General features: G+C 60.2%; 12 protein-coding genes. 4 read left to right on the top strand and 8 right to left on the bottom strand.

Annotated elements, in window-relative coordinates; all coding sequences use genetic code 11:
• Positions 1-124: 124 nt before the first annotated feature.
• From fghA to IWX87_RS04505, 3 genes are all read right to left on the bottom strand, one after another.
• Positions 125-982: an S-formylglutathione hydrolase gene (fghA, locus tag IWX87_RS04515; protein WP_196862324.1), complete on the bottom strand. Its 858-nt coding sequence runs from the start codon at positions 980-982 to the stop codon at positions 125-127.
• Between the two features lie 144 nt (positions 983-1,126).
• Complete coding sequence (locus tag IWX87_RS04510) at positions 1,127-2,245, bottom strand: S-(hydroxymethyl)glutathione dehydrogenase/class III alcohol dehydrogenase (RefSeq protein WP_196862323.1); 1,119 nt, start codon at positions 2,243-2,245, stop codon at positions 1,127-1,129.
• A 106-nt stretch (positions 2,246-2,351) separates the two neighbouring features.
• On the bottom strand, positions 2,352-3,287 hold the full coding sequence (locus IWX87_RS04505; protein ID WP_196862322.1) for a beta-1,6-N-acetylglucosaminyltransferase: 936 nt from the start codon (positions 3,285-3,287) through the stop codon (positions 2,352-2,354).
• 486 nt (positions 3,288-3,773) lie between these two features.
• Here IWX87_RS04505 and IWX87_RS04500 point away from each other — a divergent pair, with 486 nt between their 5' ends.
• Positions 3,774-4,658, top strand: a complete 885-nt coding sequence (locus IWX87_RS04500) for a transporter substrate-binding domain-containing protein (protein ID WP_196862321.1) — start codon at positions 3,774-3,776, stop codon at positions 4,656-4,658.
• Positions 4,659-4,945: 287 nt separating this feature from the next.
• Here IWX87_RS04500 and IWX87_RS04495 read toward each other — a convergent pair whose 3' ends face one another.
• The 3 genes from IWX87_RS04495 to IWX87_RS04485 form a co-directional block, all read right to left on the bottom strand.
• Positions 4,946-5,362: an RNA-binding S4 domain-containing protein gene (locus IWX87_RS04495; protein WP_196862320.1), complete on the bottom strand. Its 417-nt coding sequence runs from the start codon at positions 5,360-5,362 to the stop codon at positions 4,946-4,948.
• Positions 5,363-6,772, bottom strand: coding sequence for a sensor histidine kinase (locus tag IWX87_RS04490; protein WP_196862454.1), 1,410 nt, complete (start codon positions 6,770-6,772; stop codon positions 5,363-5,365).
• Positions 6,773-6,921: 149 nt separating this feature from the next.
• Entirely contained in the window at positions 6,922-7,614 is a 693-nt protein-coding gene (locus tag IWX87_RS04485) for a response regulator transcription factor (RefSeq protein WP_196862319.1), read from the bottom strand.
• Positions 7,615-7,712: 98 nt separating this feature from the next.
• Here IWX87_RS04485 and IWX87_RS04480 point away from each other — a divergent pair, with 98 nt between their 5' ends.
• The 3 genes from IWX87_RS04480 to IWX87_RS04470 all read left to right on the top strand — a co-directional run bounded on the left by IWX87_RS04480 (position 7,713) and on the right by IWX87_RS04470 (position 10,888).
• Positions 7,713-8,672, top strand: coding sequence for a tripartite tricarboxylate transporter substrate binding protein (locus IWX87_RS04480; RefSeq protein ID WP_196862318.1), 960 nt, complete (start codon positions 7,713-7,715; stop codon positions 8,670-8,672).
• 200 nt (positions 8,673-8,872) lie between these two features.
• Positions 8,873-9,385: a tripartite tricarboxylate transporter TctB family protein gene (locus IWX87_RS04475; protein WP_196862317.1), complete on the top strand. Its 513-nt coding sequence runs from the start codon at positions 8,873-8,875 to the stop codon at positions 9,383-9,385.
• Positions 9,386-10,888, top strand: coding sequence for a tripartite tricarboxylate transporter permease (locus IWX87_RS04470; protein ID WP_196862316.1), 1,503 nt, complete (start codon positions 9,386-9,388; stop codon positions 10,886-10,888).
• A gap of 447 nt (positions 10,889-11,335) precedes the next feature.
• Here IWX87_RS04470 and IWX87_RS04465 read toward each other — a convergent pair whose 3' ends face one another.
• Positions 11,336-11,971, bottom strand: coding sequence for a LysE family translocator (locus IWX87_RS04465; protein ID WP_196862315.1), 636 nt, complete (start codon positions 11,969-11,971; stop codon positions 11,336-11,338).
• A gap of 38 nt (positions 11,972-12,009) precedes the next feature.
• Positions 12,010-13,482, bottom strand: a complete 1,473-nt coding sequence (locus tag IWX87_RS04460) for an amidase (protein WP_196862314.1) — start codon at positions 13,480-13,482, stop codon at positions 12,010-12,012.
• Between the last annotated feature and the right edge of the window lie 39 nt (positions 13,483-13,521).

Genomic DNA, 13,521 nt, shown 5'->3' with positions numbered 1-13,521 from the left:
CGGCTGGCAGCGCTTTTTCATTCAGGGCAAGGGAACGAGGTGAGAAAGGAGTAGGTGGTTTGGCAGGATCAGGCAGGTGCAGCGGCATAACGCGGCATTTTACGAGACCAAACTTAGCTTCGCCTTAATGGTTCAACTGGCCGGCGTGATGCCTCAGATGATCGTCCATGAAGGTGGCGACGAAGTAGTAGCCGTGGTCGTAGCCGGCATGACGGCGCAGCGTAAGGGGCTGGCCGACTGCGGCACAGGCCGCTTCAAACAGGTCCGGATGCAACTGGTCCGGCAAAAATTTGTCGCCCAAACCCTGGTCAATCAAGATGCCGCCAGGGCAGGGCGCGCTGGTACTTTTCCGCATCAGCGCGCTGGCATCGTGGGCCTGCCACTGCGATGTGTCGGTGCCCAGATAGCCGGTGAACGCTTTTTCGCCCCACGGGCATTGGCTGGGTGCACAAATCGGCGCAAAGGCCGACACAGACTTGAACAGGCCCGGATGGCGCAGCGCCAGGGTCAAGGCGCCATGTCCGCCCATCGAATGGCCAAAGATGCCGATGCGCTCGGCGTTAATCGGCAACACGGCCGTTAGCAAAGGCAGCAATTCGGCCGTGAGATAACTTTCCATACGGTAATTTTCCGCCCAGGGCGCTTGCGTGGCATCGAGGTAAAACCCGGCGCCCAGGCCGAAATCCCAGCTGTCGGATTCACCCGGCACTTGGGCGCCGCGCGGGCTGGTGTCGGGTGCAATCAGCGCCAAGCCCAGTTCGGCGGCCAGGCGCTGGGCGCCCGACTTGGTCATGAAGGTTTCTTCGTTGCAGGTCAGGCCCGCCAGATACAGCAGCGCGGGAACCGGGCCTGTTGAGGCTTGCGGCGGCAAGAACACCGAGAACTTCATCGGCAGGCCGATTTCGCTGGACACATGCTGGTAAAAGCACTGTTTGCCGCCAAAGCAGGCGTGCTCGTTGATCAATTCGAAGGGTGTTGTCATGGACTTTTCAGTTCAATCAAAGGCTGCCAGCCGGGGCGGCCTTCTTCTTTGCAAGCAGGGGCCGCGGGACTGGCTTTGCCAGACCGCAGGCGCAACGGCCCCCTCCGGGGGGCAGCGAACCACAGGAAGTGGGGAACGTGGGGGCTAGTACAGCACGACGCCGCGAATGGATTCGCCACTTTTCATCAAGTCAAAGCCCTTGTTGATGTCTTCGAGCGGCATGGTGTGGGTGATCAGGTCGTCGATGTTGATCTTGCCTTCCATGTACCAGTCGACAATTTTTGGCACGTCGGTCCGGCCGCGTGCGCCGCCGAAGGCCGAACCTTCCCACTTGCGGCCGGTGACCAGCTGGAAGGGACGGGTTGAAATTTCAGCGCCCGCTTCAGCCACGCCAATGATGATGCTGCGGCCCCAGCCCTTGTGCGTGCATTCAAGCGCCTGGCGCATCACCTTGGTGTTGCCGATGCACTCGAAGCTGTAATCCGCGCCGCCGTCGGTCAGCTGCACGATGGCATCGACGATGTTGCCGCCAGCCGCCTCAATCGCCTTGGGGTTCAAAAAGTGCGTCATGCCGAACTTGCGGGCCATCGCCTCGCGCTCGGGGTTCAGATCGACGCCGATGATCTTGTCAGCGCCGACCATTTTGGCGCCCTGGATCACATTGAGGCCAATGCCGCCCAGGCCAAACACCACGACATTCGCGCCAGCCTCGACCTTGGCGGTAAACAGCACCGCGCCAATGCCGGTGGTGACGCCGCAGCCGATGTAGCAAACCTTGTCGAACGGCGCGTCCTTGCGGATCTTGGCCAGCGAGATTTCGGACGCGACGGTGTAGTTGCTGAAGGTCGAGGTGCCCATATAGTGAAAAATGGGCTTGCCGTCGAGGCTGAAGCGACTGGTGGCGTCGGGCATCAGGCCCTGGCCCTGGGTGCCGCGAATCAGCTGGCATAAATTGGTCTTGCGCGACAGGCAGAACTTGCACTGGCGGCATTCGGGCGTGTAGAGCGGAATGACGTGGTCGCCTTTTTTGAGCGACGTCACGCCGGGGCCGACATCGACCACGATGCCCGCGCCTTCGTGGCCCAGGATGGCCGGAAAGATGCCCTCCGGGTCGGCGCCCGAGAGCGTGTAATAGTCGGTGTGACAAATGCCGGTGGCTTTGATCTCGACCAACACCTCGCCGAACTTCGGACCTTCCAGGTCAACGGTTTCAATGGTCAGGGGCTGGCCTGCTTGCCATGCGACGGCGGCTTTTGTTTTCATGGGGTTTGGGTCTGCTGCACAGAGCGTGTGGGGAAAGACTTGGCACTATAAGCCAGACTGCGCATCCGGGTTGGCGGGTGCCAGGCCCGGCCTTGCGTTCTTGCGCCTATATGCCAACCATCTCGGCAAGCACCCTGGCGCGAACCGGCGCTGCCGGGTCATTGGGGAACTTGCGCCCGAAGAAGGCAGGCGATGCCTTGAGCTGCTCGATGTCTTCTGCCTCGAACAGGCGCGGGTGCGATTGGACATAGTGCTGGAAACAGTGGTTCATCGGCCCTTTGGTCAGTTGCAGATGCATCAGCAAGGTGGGCAGCACGATTTCCTCAGGCAGGCACAGGCGGCTGAAATAGTCTTTTATCTCGGGGCGCCCAAACAGGGCAACCATTTCAGCCACGACATGCCGGCGTGCGCCGAACCAGGTCGTGCCGTAATAGGGGCGAAAATTTTCGTCAAAAATGTGATTGGCGATGGATTTCTGTCCGATTGACTTGGTGCACTGAAGCGCGAGCCATGACAGGGGATTTCTTCGATCGCCACTGCGCAGCCAGATTCCAGCTTCTTCGCGCCTGCCCTGTGAGGCGCCGAAGTACACGTTTGACAGGCGCCTGGCCACCCGAAACCGCAATGACATGTCGGGCAGCAATGCCCTGTAGCCGATCGACATCAGCGCATCCTGGTCGCCCAACACGTCAACACAGTCGAAATGCGCATCGGCAGGGCCCGAAATATGCACTTCAAACTTTTCCATCGGTTTGATCGGCAGGCACGAGGGGCTCAACAACTGAAGGTAGTCAAAATCAAGGTTGTGCAGCGCGAACTGCATTGAATGAAAGATCGCTTCGACAAAGCTGAAGAGACCCCAGCCCGTGCGCTTGGGATCGGGAACAAAGACAACATTCGGAGCGCACAGCGAAAACACGGGTGTCTGGTGAAAATCATGGTGCACCAGAACGGTATGCGGTGCCAGGGCTCTGGCAAGCTGATCGACCGTTTCCGGCTTGCTGACAGCGGACATCACAAGAAAAACAATAGTTGGTTTCATCTTTTCTGCTTGTGGGTGATTCTTGGCCAATGGTGGGTCTGCTGCCGCTTGTGTATTTCAACTTTCAAGGCCGCAGTGCGTTCTTTTCCATCAGACGTTTCACGGGTGGATTTCAATGTTCGCCCGACCTTTGAGGAATTGCCGAACGCCTGAGATGATCGTGATTGCTGTCAATTCAGTCAATCTGGCAAACGGACTAATGAATTGCTGCAGTCATCGTTGACACGTGGCAAGACGCGTGATGGCTGCTGCCGCTCCTCTTGGGGCGTGCGCTGTGCACAGTTGAAAGCCGCAGCTCTGCACGCAGTTGTTGGTTAATGCATTGCGGCGGTTGTGTCAGGCGTCCGGTCAGGTCTGGGCTTGGGTAAACCATAGGCTTGCACGACAGGTTTATGGTCAAAATCAGCGTCACTCATCTGGGTTGCTTGTTGTGGAAAATTTTTTCCTGACACGCAAGCGCCCTTTACTTTCTTGAAAGATAAAAGCATGACACCCTCGATCCTCATGACCGCCGTTTTGCTGACCTTCGGTCTGGCCTCTGGCACCAGCGCGCAGACCCTTCAGAAAATCAATGAAAGCAACAAGATCACCGTGTCTTACCGCGAGGCGTCGGTGCCGTTCAGCTACCTGATCGGCTCGTCCAAGTCGGTCGGATTTTCAGTCGAACTGACCGATGCCATCGTGGACGACGTGCGCAAGAAGCTCAACAAGCCCAATCTTCAAGTTGCCACCATGCCGGTAACTTCGCAAAACCGAATTCCATTGCTGGTCAACGGCACCTATGACATCGAATGCGGATCGACGACCAACAACACCGCCCGGGGCAAGGATGTGACGTTTGCCATCAACCATTTCTACACTGGCACGCGTTTGCTGACCAAGAAAAGCTCGGGCATTAAAAACTATGCCGACTTGGCCAAAAAAACGGTGGCCAGCACCACCGGCACCACCAACGCGCAGGTGATGCGCAAGTACAACGCCGACAACAACCTCGACATGCAACTGATCCTCGGCAAGGACCATGATGATTCGCTGCTTCTGGTGGAAAACGACCGCGCCCTGGCGTTTGCCATGGACGACATCCTGCTGTTCGGCCTGATGGCCAACTCCAAGAATCCTGCGGCGCTGGAAGTGGTGGGTGATTCATTGCAGGTCGAGCCCTACGCCTGCATGCTGCGCAAAGACGACCCGGAATTCAAGAAGCTGGTCGATGGCACCATCACCCGCCTGATGAAGTCGGGCGAATTCGAGAAGCTGTACACCAAGTGGTTCATGTCGCCGATTCCCCCCAAAGGCGTGAACCTGAACCTGCCCATGAGCCAGCAGCTCAAGGCCAACCTGAAGGCCATGAGCGCCGCACCGGCGATGTAGTTTCGAAACTGCCCGGGTCGCAGGAAACTTGCCGTGTTCTATTCTGTCGTTGCGGACCTGATCCGCAATCCATTCACCCGCTGAACACAATGCATGGTTCCCGGGTCAAGCCCGGGATGACAGAAGAGGCGGGATGACAGAAGAGGTGCAATGACAGCAATACCTGATATGCGCGTAAACCTGAAAAGCGAACTGAGTGGTTACATATTTTTGATTAAAAAGCCTTCTTGCGCAATGGGAACGTGCGCAAGCAGCTATTAAAAAAGTAGCAATTAACGGGTGATCGGCTAACGGTCGGCCGAGGCGCTCCAGCGGTTGTCCCAGTCCTTGCCTTGGGCCTTGTCCATGCTGCGGCGGTCGCGCTTGGTGGGACGGCCGTGTTCCAGCGTGCTGGCGGGGTCGCTGGTCAGGTGCCGTTGTTCGGCAGCCTGCGCCTTGAGCGCCAGGCTTTCCGGGGTTTCCTCATAAAGCTGCTGCGCCACCGGCGCCGGACCGCGCTGGCTGCTGATGCCGCGGACCACCAGCGTGCGGACAAGCGTTCCCTGCCGCAGCGCCACGGTGTCTCCCGCCTTGACTTCGCGCGAAGGCTTGGCTTCGAGGTCATTGACGCGGACGCGTCCCTTATCGATTTCCTCCACGGCGAGCGAACGCGTCTTGTAAAAGCGTGCGGCCCAGAGCCATTTGTCGATGCGCAATTTTTCCATTCATCTTTCTCCTGATTTCATATTCTGGACCAGTGGCAGTCGCACCGTGGCATCAAGGCCCATCACCCTGCCATGTGCAAGCCGATTTTCCAGTGCGATGCTGCCGCCCAGCGCCTGTACGATCTCCAGGCAGATGGCCAGTCCCAGGCCGGAGCCGTGGGGAACGTCGCCGGCCGAAAAGGGCTGGTAGAGCCGCGCCGCCAGCTCGTCCGGAATGCCGGGGCCGCTGTCGCTGACGCTCAAGACCACCCGGCCGGCCTCGCAGGCGGTGCGCACCGTCAAGTTTCCGCCCGGCGGCGTGTGCTTGATGGCGTTGTGCAGCAGGTTGCGCGTCAGCTCGCCCAGCATCCATTCATGCGCCTGGACGCGTCCGGGCTGCGTCTCGATGCCGAAGTCGATGTCCTTTTCGGCAATCAGCGGCGACAGGTCCAGCGCCACCTGCCGCGCCACCTGGGCCAGGTCAATGGCCTGCGGGTCGGGCTGCTGGCGCAATTGCTCGACCTTGGCCAGCGCCAGCATCTGGTTGGCCAGCTGCGTGGCGCGGTCCACCGTCTGGCTGATGTCGGCCAGCGCCTCGTTCGCGTCCAGGTCGCCGCGCAGCGCCGACTGCACCTGCACCTTGAGCACCGCCAGCGGCGTGCGCAGCTGATGCGCGGTGTCGCGCACGAAGCGCTTCTGGTTTTCCAGCAGGTGCTGCAGCCGGCCCATCACCTGGTTGGTGGCATCAACCAGCGGCAGCAGTTCGCGCGGCGCATCGCGCGCGTCAATGACGCTCAGGTCGCCTTCGGCCCTGGCCTGAAGTTCGGCGCTGAGCCGGCGTACCGGCCGCGTGGCGCGCTGCACCACGACCACCACCACCAGCGCAATCACGGCCAGCAGCAGCGCCTGTCGCCACAGCGTGTCGAACAAAATCTTGCGCGCCAGAGTGGTGCGCAGTTCCAGCGTTTCCGCCACCTGGATGACGGCCATGCCCCGGCCTTTGGAACTGGCGACCGGCTGCAGCAGCACAGCGACGCGCACCGCGTCATCGCCAAACACATCGTCATAAAAATCCACCAGTGCAGCATACGGCGGCTTGGCCGGAATGCGGCCGCGCCAAAACGGCAGTCCGGCAAAACCCGACACCATTTCGCCGTCCAGGCTGGACACGCGGTAGAACAGGCGGCTCTGGTTGTCGGCCTCGAAGGCTTCCAGCGCGGCATACGGGACGGCAACGCGCAACACGGACAGCTCGTCGTAGCCGGTCACGTCGAGCTGCTCGCCAATTGATTTGGCCGAAGCGAGCAGGGTGCGGTCATAGGCGGTGTTGATGGCGCTGAACGCCTGGTTGTACAGCCCCACGGTGTTGACGATGACCAGCAGGCCGACGGGCAGCAAGATGCCTAAAAGCAGGTATCGCCTGAGCGAGATAGCCCCCACGCTTGTCGCTTCGCGTACTGCGCTGCCCCCCAAGGGGGCCGTTGCGCCTATGGTCCGGCGAAGCCGGTTCCATGGCACTGGCTGGTGTGAAGTAGCCCCTGCGCTGGCCGGTTCGTTTGCTGTGCTGTCTTTATCCTGGCTCACGCATCGACCTTCAGCAGGTAACCCAGGCCGCGCAGCGTGACCAGCGTCACGCCGGTCCCCATCAGTTTCTTGCGCAGCCGGTAGACGACCACTTCGACCGCTTCGTACTGCACTTCGGCTTCGCCCGGAAACACCAGCTCGAACAGCTTTTCCTTGGACACCGCATGGCCGGGCTTGACGATGAGCGCCTGCAGCAGCGCCAGTTCGCGCGGCGTGAGGTCCAGCACCAGGCCATGGTGGTAAATGGCGCCACTCTCTTTTTCATAGCGAAGTGTGCCCGCCAGATAGGCGGTAGAGCCTGATTCGGTATGTGATGCAGGGCGGCGGCGGACCAGCGCACGCAGCCGCGCCTCCAGTTCGTCCAGGTCGAAAGGCTTGGGCAGGTAGTCATCGGCCCCTGTGTTCAGGCCGATGATGCGGTCGCCCACCGTGCCGCGCGCCGTCAGGATCAGCACTGGCGTGGCCAGCCCCTGGCGGCGTGCCTGCGCCAGCACCTGCAGGCCGTCGAGGCCCGGCAGGCTCAGGTCAAGTACCACCACGTCGGGCTGGACGGACGTCCATTGCGCCAGGGCCAGCCGGCCGTCGGTGCAGGCGAACACCTCGATGCCGCGTCGGCCGAGCGTGCGCTGCAAAGCGGTCTGCATCGAGGCGTCGTCTTCAATCAACAGCAATTTCAGAGTCGAAGTCATGGCCCGGACATTAGCACTTTCCCCTAGGTTTCAAGACAGCCGTTTGACAGCCACGGCATGCATCATCAAGGGGTTCATTCCACTACAAGGAGACATTCATGCGTCGCGACACTTTTTTGAAATCCATGGCGGCCCTGGCGGCTGCGGGTGCCTTTCCACTGTCGGCCTTTGCCGCTGCCAATGTCAAGATGATGGTGCCGGCCAACCCCGGCGGCGGCTGGGACACCACCGGTCGGGCGCTGGGCAAGGCACTGGTCGATTCGGGCGCGGCCGCCACCGTGAGCTATGACAACAAGGGCGGCGCCGCCGGCGCGCTCGGCTTGGCGCAGTTTGTCAACGGCAGCAAGGGCGACCCGAACGCCCTCATGGTGATGGGTGCGGTGATGCTGGGTGGACAGATCACGGGCAAGCCGCCCGTCAGCCTGAGCCAGGCGACGCCGATTGCGCGCTTGTCGAGCGAATACAACGTATTCGTGGTGCCGGCCGATTCACCTTTCAAATCGATCAAGGAAGTGGTCGAGCAGCTGAAGAAAGACCCGGGCAGCGTGAAGTGGGGCGGCGGCTCGCGCGGCGCCACCGAGCACATTGCCGCCGCCATGATTGCCCGCGAGGTCGGCGCCGATCCGGCCAAGATCAACTACGTCGCCTTCCGGGGCGGCGGCGAAGCCACGGCGGCCATCCTGGGCGGCAACGTGACCATCGGCGGCAGCGGCTACAGCGAATTTGCCGAGTACATCACCACCGGCAAGATGCGTGCGCTGGCGGTGACGTCCGAAGCGCGCCTGCCGGGCGTGAACATTCCGACGCTCAAGGAACAAGGCATCAACGTGGTGATCGGCAACTGGCGCGGCGTGTATGGCGCGCCCGGCATCACGCCGGCCCAGCGCCAGGAACTCACCGACATGGTCCTGAAGGCCGTCAAGTCCAAGAGTTGGCTCGAAGCTTCCCAGAAAAACAGCTGGACGCCTGCCGTGCTGAGCGGTCCGGCTTTTGATAAGTTTGTCGATGACGACTTTGCCGCCTTGCGCGCCACCATGGTGAAGTCCGGGATGATCTGAGGCCGCAGGCTGCTACCTCCTGTGATTTTTCAAGGAAAAAAGGGAATGCCGCTTTGCTGCGTTGCGCTCCCGTTCTTCCCTTTCGCCGGTGCCTGCTCCATGCAGCGCGGGTGCGACCGCCGCAAACCGGTTGTTTGTGCAATAGCTTCCATTCCGGTCAACTTTTCGTGCGCCGAAGATATCCCAATTGGTAACAAGTGATGACCACTCCCAAAAATACATACCCGCTCCAGACGCTGGTTGGCGTCGGCGTGCTGCTGATCGGCCTCGGTCTGGCCGCAGGCGCACTCACCATCCCGTCGGCGGCCGGTTACGGCGGCGTCGGCCCCAACTTTCTGCCCTGGCTGGTGGCCGTGTCGCTGCTGGTGTGCAGCGGCTTCATCATCTGGGAGTCGCGCTCGGGTGGCTTTCGGGCGATGGACGAATCCGCTGACGGCCCCCGGCCCTACTGGCTGGGCTTTGCCTGGATGTCGGCCGGGCTGCTGGCCAATGCCGCGCTGATCACCACCATCGGCTTTATCTTCAGCTGCACGCTGTGTTTCGTGCTGGCAGTCCAGGGCCTCAAAGGCGCGGAAGGCCGCAACGACCGCGGGGCTGCGGCCATGCTCAAGGACACGCTGATCGGCATGGCCATTGCCGCCCCGGTGTTCTGGATGTTCACCCAATTCCTGGCCATCAACCTGCCAGGCCTGACCTCGACGGGATGGCTCTAAATGGATATCTTCAACCAGCTGCTGCAGGGCTTTGCCACGGCGGCCACGCCCATCAACCTGATCTGGTGCTTTGTCGGCTGCGCGCTGGGCACGGCCATTGGCGTGCTGCCCGGCATCGGGCCGGCCGTGGCCGTGGCCATGCTGCTGCCGATCACGGTCAAGGTCGAGGCCACGGCATCGATGATCTTTTTTGCCGGCATCTACTATGGCGCCATGTACGGCGGCTCGACCACCTCAATTTTGCTGAACACGCCGGGGGAAACCGCCAGCATGGTCACGGCCATGGAAGGCAACAAGATGGCCAAGAGCGGCCGTGCCGGCGCGGCGCTGGCCACCGCCGCCATCGGCTCGTTCGTGGCCGGCACGATTGCCACGGTGCTGGTCACGCTGTTCGCGCCCATCGTCGCCGACCTGGCGGTCAAGCTCGGGCCGCCCGAATACTTCATGCTGATGCTGCTGGCCTTCACCACCGTGAGCGCGGTGCTGGGCAAAAGCACGGTGCGCGGCATGACGGCGCTGTTCATCGGTCTGGCTGCCGGCCTGGTCGGGCTGGACCAGATTTCGGCGCAGGCGCGCTACACCGGCGGCGTTCCCGAACTGCTCGACGGCGTCGAGATCGTGCTGGTCGCCGTCGGCCTGTTTGCCGTTGCCGAGGCCATGTACGCAGTGCTTTATGAAGGCCGCATCATCGATACCCAGAACAAGCTGAGCCGGGTCCACATGACCCGGCGCGACTGGCGCCGTTCCTGGCCAGCCTGGCTGCGCGCCACGGCGATAGGCGCGCCGTTCGGCTGCATTCCGGCCGGTGGAACGGAAATCCCGACCTTTCTGAGCTATGCAGTCGAGAAAAAGCTCGCCAAGGGCGAAGACAAGGCCGAGTTTGGGACGCAAGGCGCCATTGAAGGCGTGGCCGGCCCGGAAGCGGCCAACAATGCCACCGTCACCATGGCCATGATTCCGCTGCTGACCCTGGGAATTCCGACGTCGAACACCACGGCGATTTTGCTGGGCGCATTCCAGAACTATGGCATCCAGCCCGGCCCGCAGCTGTTCACCACCTCGTCGTCGCTGGTCTGGGCCTTGATCGCCTCGCTCTACATCGGCAACGTGATGCTGCTGGTGCTCAACCTGCCGATGGTCGGCCTGTGGGTCAAGCTGCTGAAAATCCCGAAGCCTTACCTCTACGCCGGCATTTTGATTTTTGCCACGGTTGGCGTGTACGGCATGCGCCAGAGCGCGTTTGACTTGTTCCTGCTGTACGGCATCGGCGTCCTGGGCGTGGTCATGCGGCGTTTTGACTTTCCAACCGCGCCGGTGGTCGTCGGCATGATCCTCGGCCCTCTGGCCGAAGCGCAGTTGCGCAACGCGATGTCGATCGGCGAGGGCAGCGCCATGGTGTTTTTGCAGCGCCCGGTGTCACTGATCCTGTTGGTGGTGGTGGTGTCCGTGCTGGTGCTACCGCGCCTGTTCAAACGCTGGGCTGGACGGCGAAAACTAGCTTGAATAGGCTGAAAATCGGCATTAAAAATGGCTTTTTCGCTTGTGGCACGGGCATAAGCAGCTATTGAAAATATAGCGGCTTGCGACGTTGAATACGCTCGATTGCCTTATGGCGCGATGGAGTGTTTTCGGTGCAGCGTTTGCTGACAGTGACATTTGCCGCCTTGGCATTGACAGCCTTTGCTTTTCTTGAAGCGGGTGACTGCTTTGCAGCGGGAGCGGTCAATCATGTTTGACGTTTGAGCGGCATGGATGGGCCAGTTCCTGCCGTTCGCGAATGTCGGCTAGGAGATACCGAGAATGATCCACTTGCTGGGCTAGGTTTTAGCTCTGTGATTTCCGCTGCGGGCTGGAAGCCGACTTTACCGGCGCTCCGAAGCAGTCACTCAAATGGCAGGTTAGCGTTGGAGGCCAGGCGCAGCCGCAGGCTGTCCGCCCTGGGCCGACCCGTCAGGCTCCACTAGTTGACCTCCGTGCGGCAAGCAAACCTATGCCTGCAGTCCCCAGCAGCGATCCGCAAGTACGGTTGAATATCTGCTGTCGACGAGGCTCCGAGAACCATTTTCGCAGATGGCTTCCCATATATGCGTAAGCTGCAATCGCAATCCATTCCAAACCCAGAAAAAGCGCACCAAGCACAGCAAACTGTGGTCCCGCAGGCTTTGAAATATCTACGAACTGAGGAAGAAATGCAGTGAATATGAGGATGGCCTTTGGATTACCCGCCGCAACCAGAAATTCTTGGCGTGCAAGTGAAAAAATGCTTTGCCGTGAGCCAGTATGTTTAGTATTTTCGTCGGCGGGAGCGGCCCTCCATAACTGGAACGCAAGGTAGAAAAGATACGCGGCCCCGACGACCTTGACTGCGTAAAACAAAATCTCCGAGGCCTGAAGGACGGTGGCAAGACCTGCTGCAGCAATGGCGATCATGCCGACGAAGGCGATGAGGCGACCGACTCCAGCGACTGACGCGGACCAAAAACCATAGCGAGTCGCATTTGACACGGAAAGGAGGTTGTTTGGGCCTGGTGCCATGTTCAGAGCGAAGCACGCGGGAACAAAAAGAAGAAGAGCATCAATGGACATGTTGTGCTTTGTGTGTGGTCTAACGTCGAAGGTAACGCTTATTGCAGTGGGTAGTGGAACTTATCCGCGTAGGAGTCCAGCACCTTGGCTACCTGGAGCAAGCGCCGGTCACTGTAGCACTTGCCGGCCACCTGGATGTTGACGGGAAGACCGGATTGGCCCAGGCCGATGGGCATGGAAACCACCGGACTGTTGGTGGTTGAAAAGACAGTCGTGTACGACTGGGTGGCGACGTAGTAATGGATGTCCGCACCATCCACTTGCAACGGCTGGTTGTATATCTTGAAATCGCCAAGCTTCTTGCTGTGCGCATGGTGCCTGAACGCGGTGGTCGCGCTGACGGGGCACAACCAAGCGTCGTATTCCGAGAGAAAGTTGTCCATCTTGGTGATGTACTGGCTTTGCAGCTCAAACGCTTGCATCAGCTTCTTCACAGAAGTTGGACCCACAATTTTTCTTTGCATAGGAATATTTTTCAAAGTGCCTTTCGAGAACAGATGACCGATGGAGCGCTTCAAATTCGACATGTCGTAGTTGCCTTGCGCCCCCACAAAACTACCCCAGGTTTCCCAGATTTCGTTGTAGTCCATTCCTTGCGGTTCAACCTTGTGGACGGTGGCACCCACTTGAACCAATGTCTTCACAAAGGCATGCAGTTTGTCTTTGATCTCTGCACTGACCGGAACCCCACCAAAGTCATCGGTCCATGCAATTTTGAGCTTGGAGATGTCGACACTTCCGCCCATGTCAGCCAGCAGCGGCGCGACATTTCTGTCATGGGATGTCGGTTGCGTCAGCACGTCCAACGCCAGTGCCAGATCATCGATCGAACGCGCCAGCGGCCCAGCAACGGCCAGCGTGCGGTAGCCATTGATCTCGCCGGGGAGCGGGACGATGTGTCCTTCGAACGAGACCACGCCATGCGTCGGTTTCAATCCATAAACGCCGCAAAAGCTCGCAGGCAAACGAATAGAGCCCGCCAGGTCACTGCCCAGCGAAAGAGATGTCATGCCGGTTGCCAGCGCAGTGGCGCACCCACCACTGGAGCCGGCGGGTGTGCGCTCGACATCCCACGGATTGTTGGTCTTGCCGAAGATGGGGTTGTCCGTTTGCATGTCCATGGCCAGCGTGGGCGTATTGGTCCTGCCAATGATGATCGCGCCAGCGTCTTTCAGAAGCTCGACCGCCACCGCATCGGTATCGGGGATGTGGTCCTTGAGCGGGAGGTAACCCGCAGTGGTGCGTGAACCCTTGACGCGATAAGTGTCTTTGATCGTGATCGGAACCCCATGCAGTGGGCCACAAGGTTTACCAGCGCGCTTGGCTTGATCTGCCTGGTCTGCTTGCGCTAGAGCCTGCGCCTCGTGGAGCGTCACTATGGCGTTGAAGGTGGGGTTCTGCTTTTTGGCTTGCGCCAGAAATGCCTCGACAGTTTCCCGAGCAGTGACTTCGCCGGAACGAATCATTGCGGCAAGTTGGCTGGCCGAAAGAAAATTGAGTGATGATTTCATGAATGCTCCATTGATTCTGGATAGGGTGCGGGGTAAATT

It is taken from the genome of Polaromonas sp. CG_9.7 (genome assembly GCF_015752205.1).
Taxonomy (GTDB): Bacteria; Pseudomonadota; Gammaproteobacteria; order Burkholderiales; family Burkholderiaceae_C; genus Polaromonas.
Note: the sequence above shows the minus strand (reverse complement) of the source record. Positions and strands in the feature narration are given on the sequence as shown.

Coding starts and splice junctions, on each gene's coding strand:
- fghA (WP_196862324.1), bottom strand. CDS start 982: ATGACAACACCCTTCGAATTGATCAACGAGCACGCCTGCTTTGGCGGC.
- IWX87_RS04510 (WP_196862323.1), bottom strand. CDS start 2,245: ATGAAAACAAAAGCCGCCGTCGCATGGCAAGCAGGCCAGCCCCTGACC.
- IWX87_RS04505 (WP_196862322.1), bottom strand. CDS start 3,287: ATGAAACCAACTATTGTTTTTCTTGTGATGTCCGCTGTCAGCAAGCCG.
- IWX87_RS04500 (WP_196862321.1), top strand. CDS start 3,774: ATGACACCCTCGATCCTCATGACCGCCGTTTTGCTGACCTTCGGTCTG.
- IWX87_RS04495 (WP_196862320.1), bottom strand. CDS start 5,362: ATGGAAAAATTGCGCATCGACAAATGGCTCTGGGCCGCACGCTTTTAC.
- IWX87_RS04485 (WP_196862319.1), bottom strand. CDS start 7,614: ATGACTTCGACTCTGAAATTGCTGTTGATTGAAGACGACGCCTCGATG.
- IWX87_RS04480 (WP_196862318.1), top strand. CDS start 7,713: ATGCGTCGCGACACTTTTTTGAAATCCATGGCGGCCCTGGCGGCTGCG.
- IWX87_RS04475 (WP_196862317.1), top strand. CDS start 8,873: ATGACCACTCCCAAAAATACATACCCGCTCCAGACGCTGGTTGGCGTC.
- IWX87_RS04470 (WP_196862316.1), top strand. CDS start 9,386: ATGGATATCTTCAACCAGCTGCTGCAGGGCTTTGCCACGGCGGCCACG.
- IWX87_RS04465 (WP_196862315.1), bottom strand. CDS start 11,971: ATGTCCATTGATGCTCTTCTTCTTTTTGTTCCCGCGTGCTTCGCTCTG.
- IWX87_RS04460 (WP_196862314.1), bottom strand. CDS start 13,482: ATGAAATCATCACTCAATTTTCTTTCGGCCAGCCAACTTGCCGCAATG.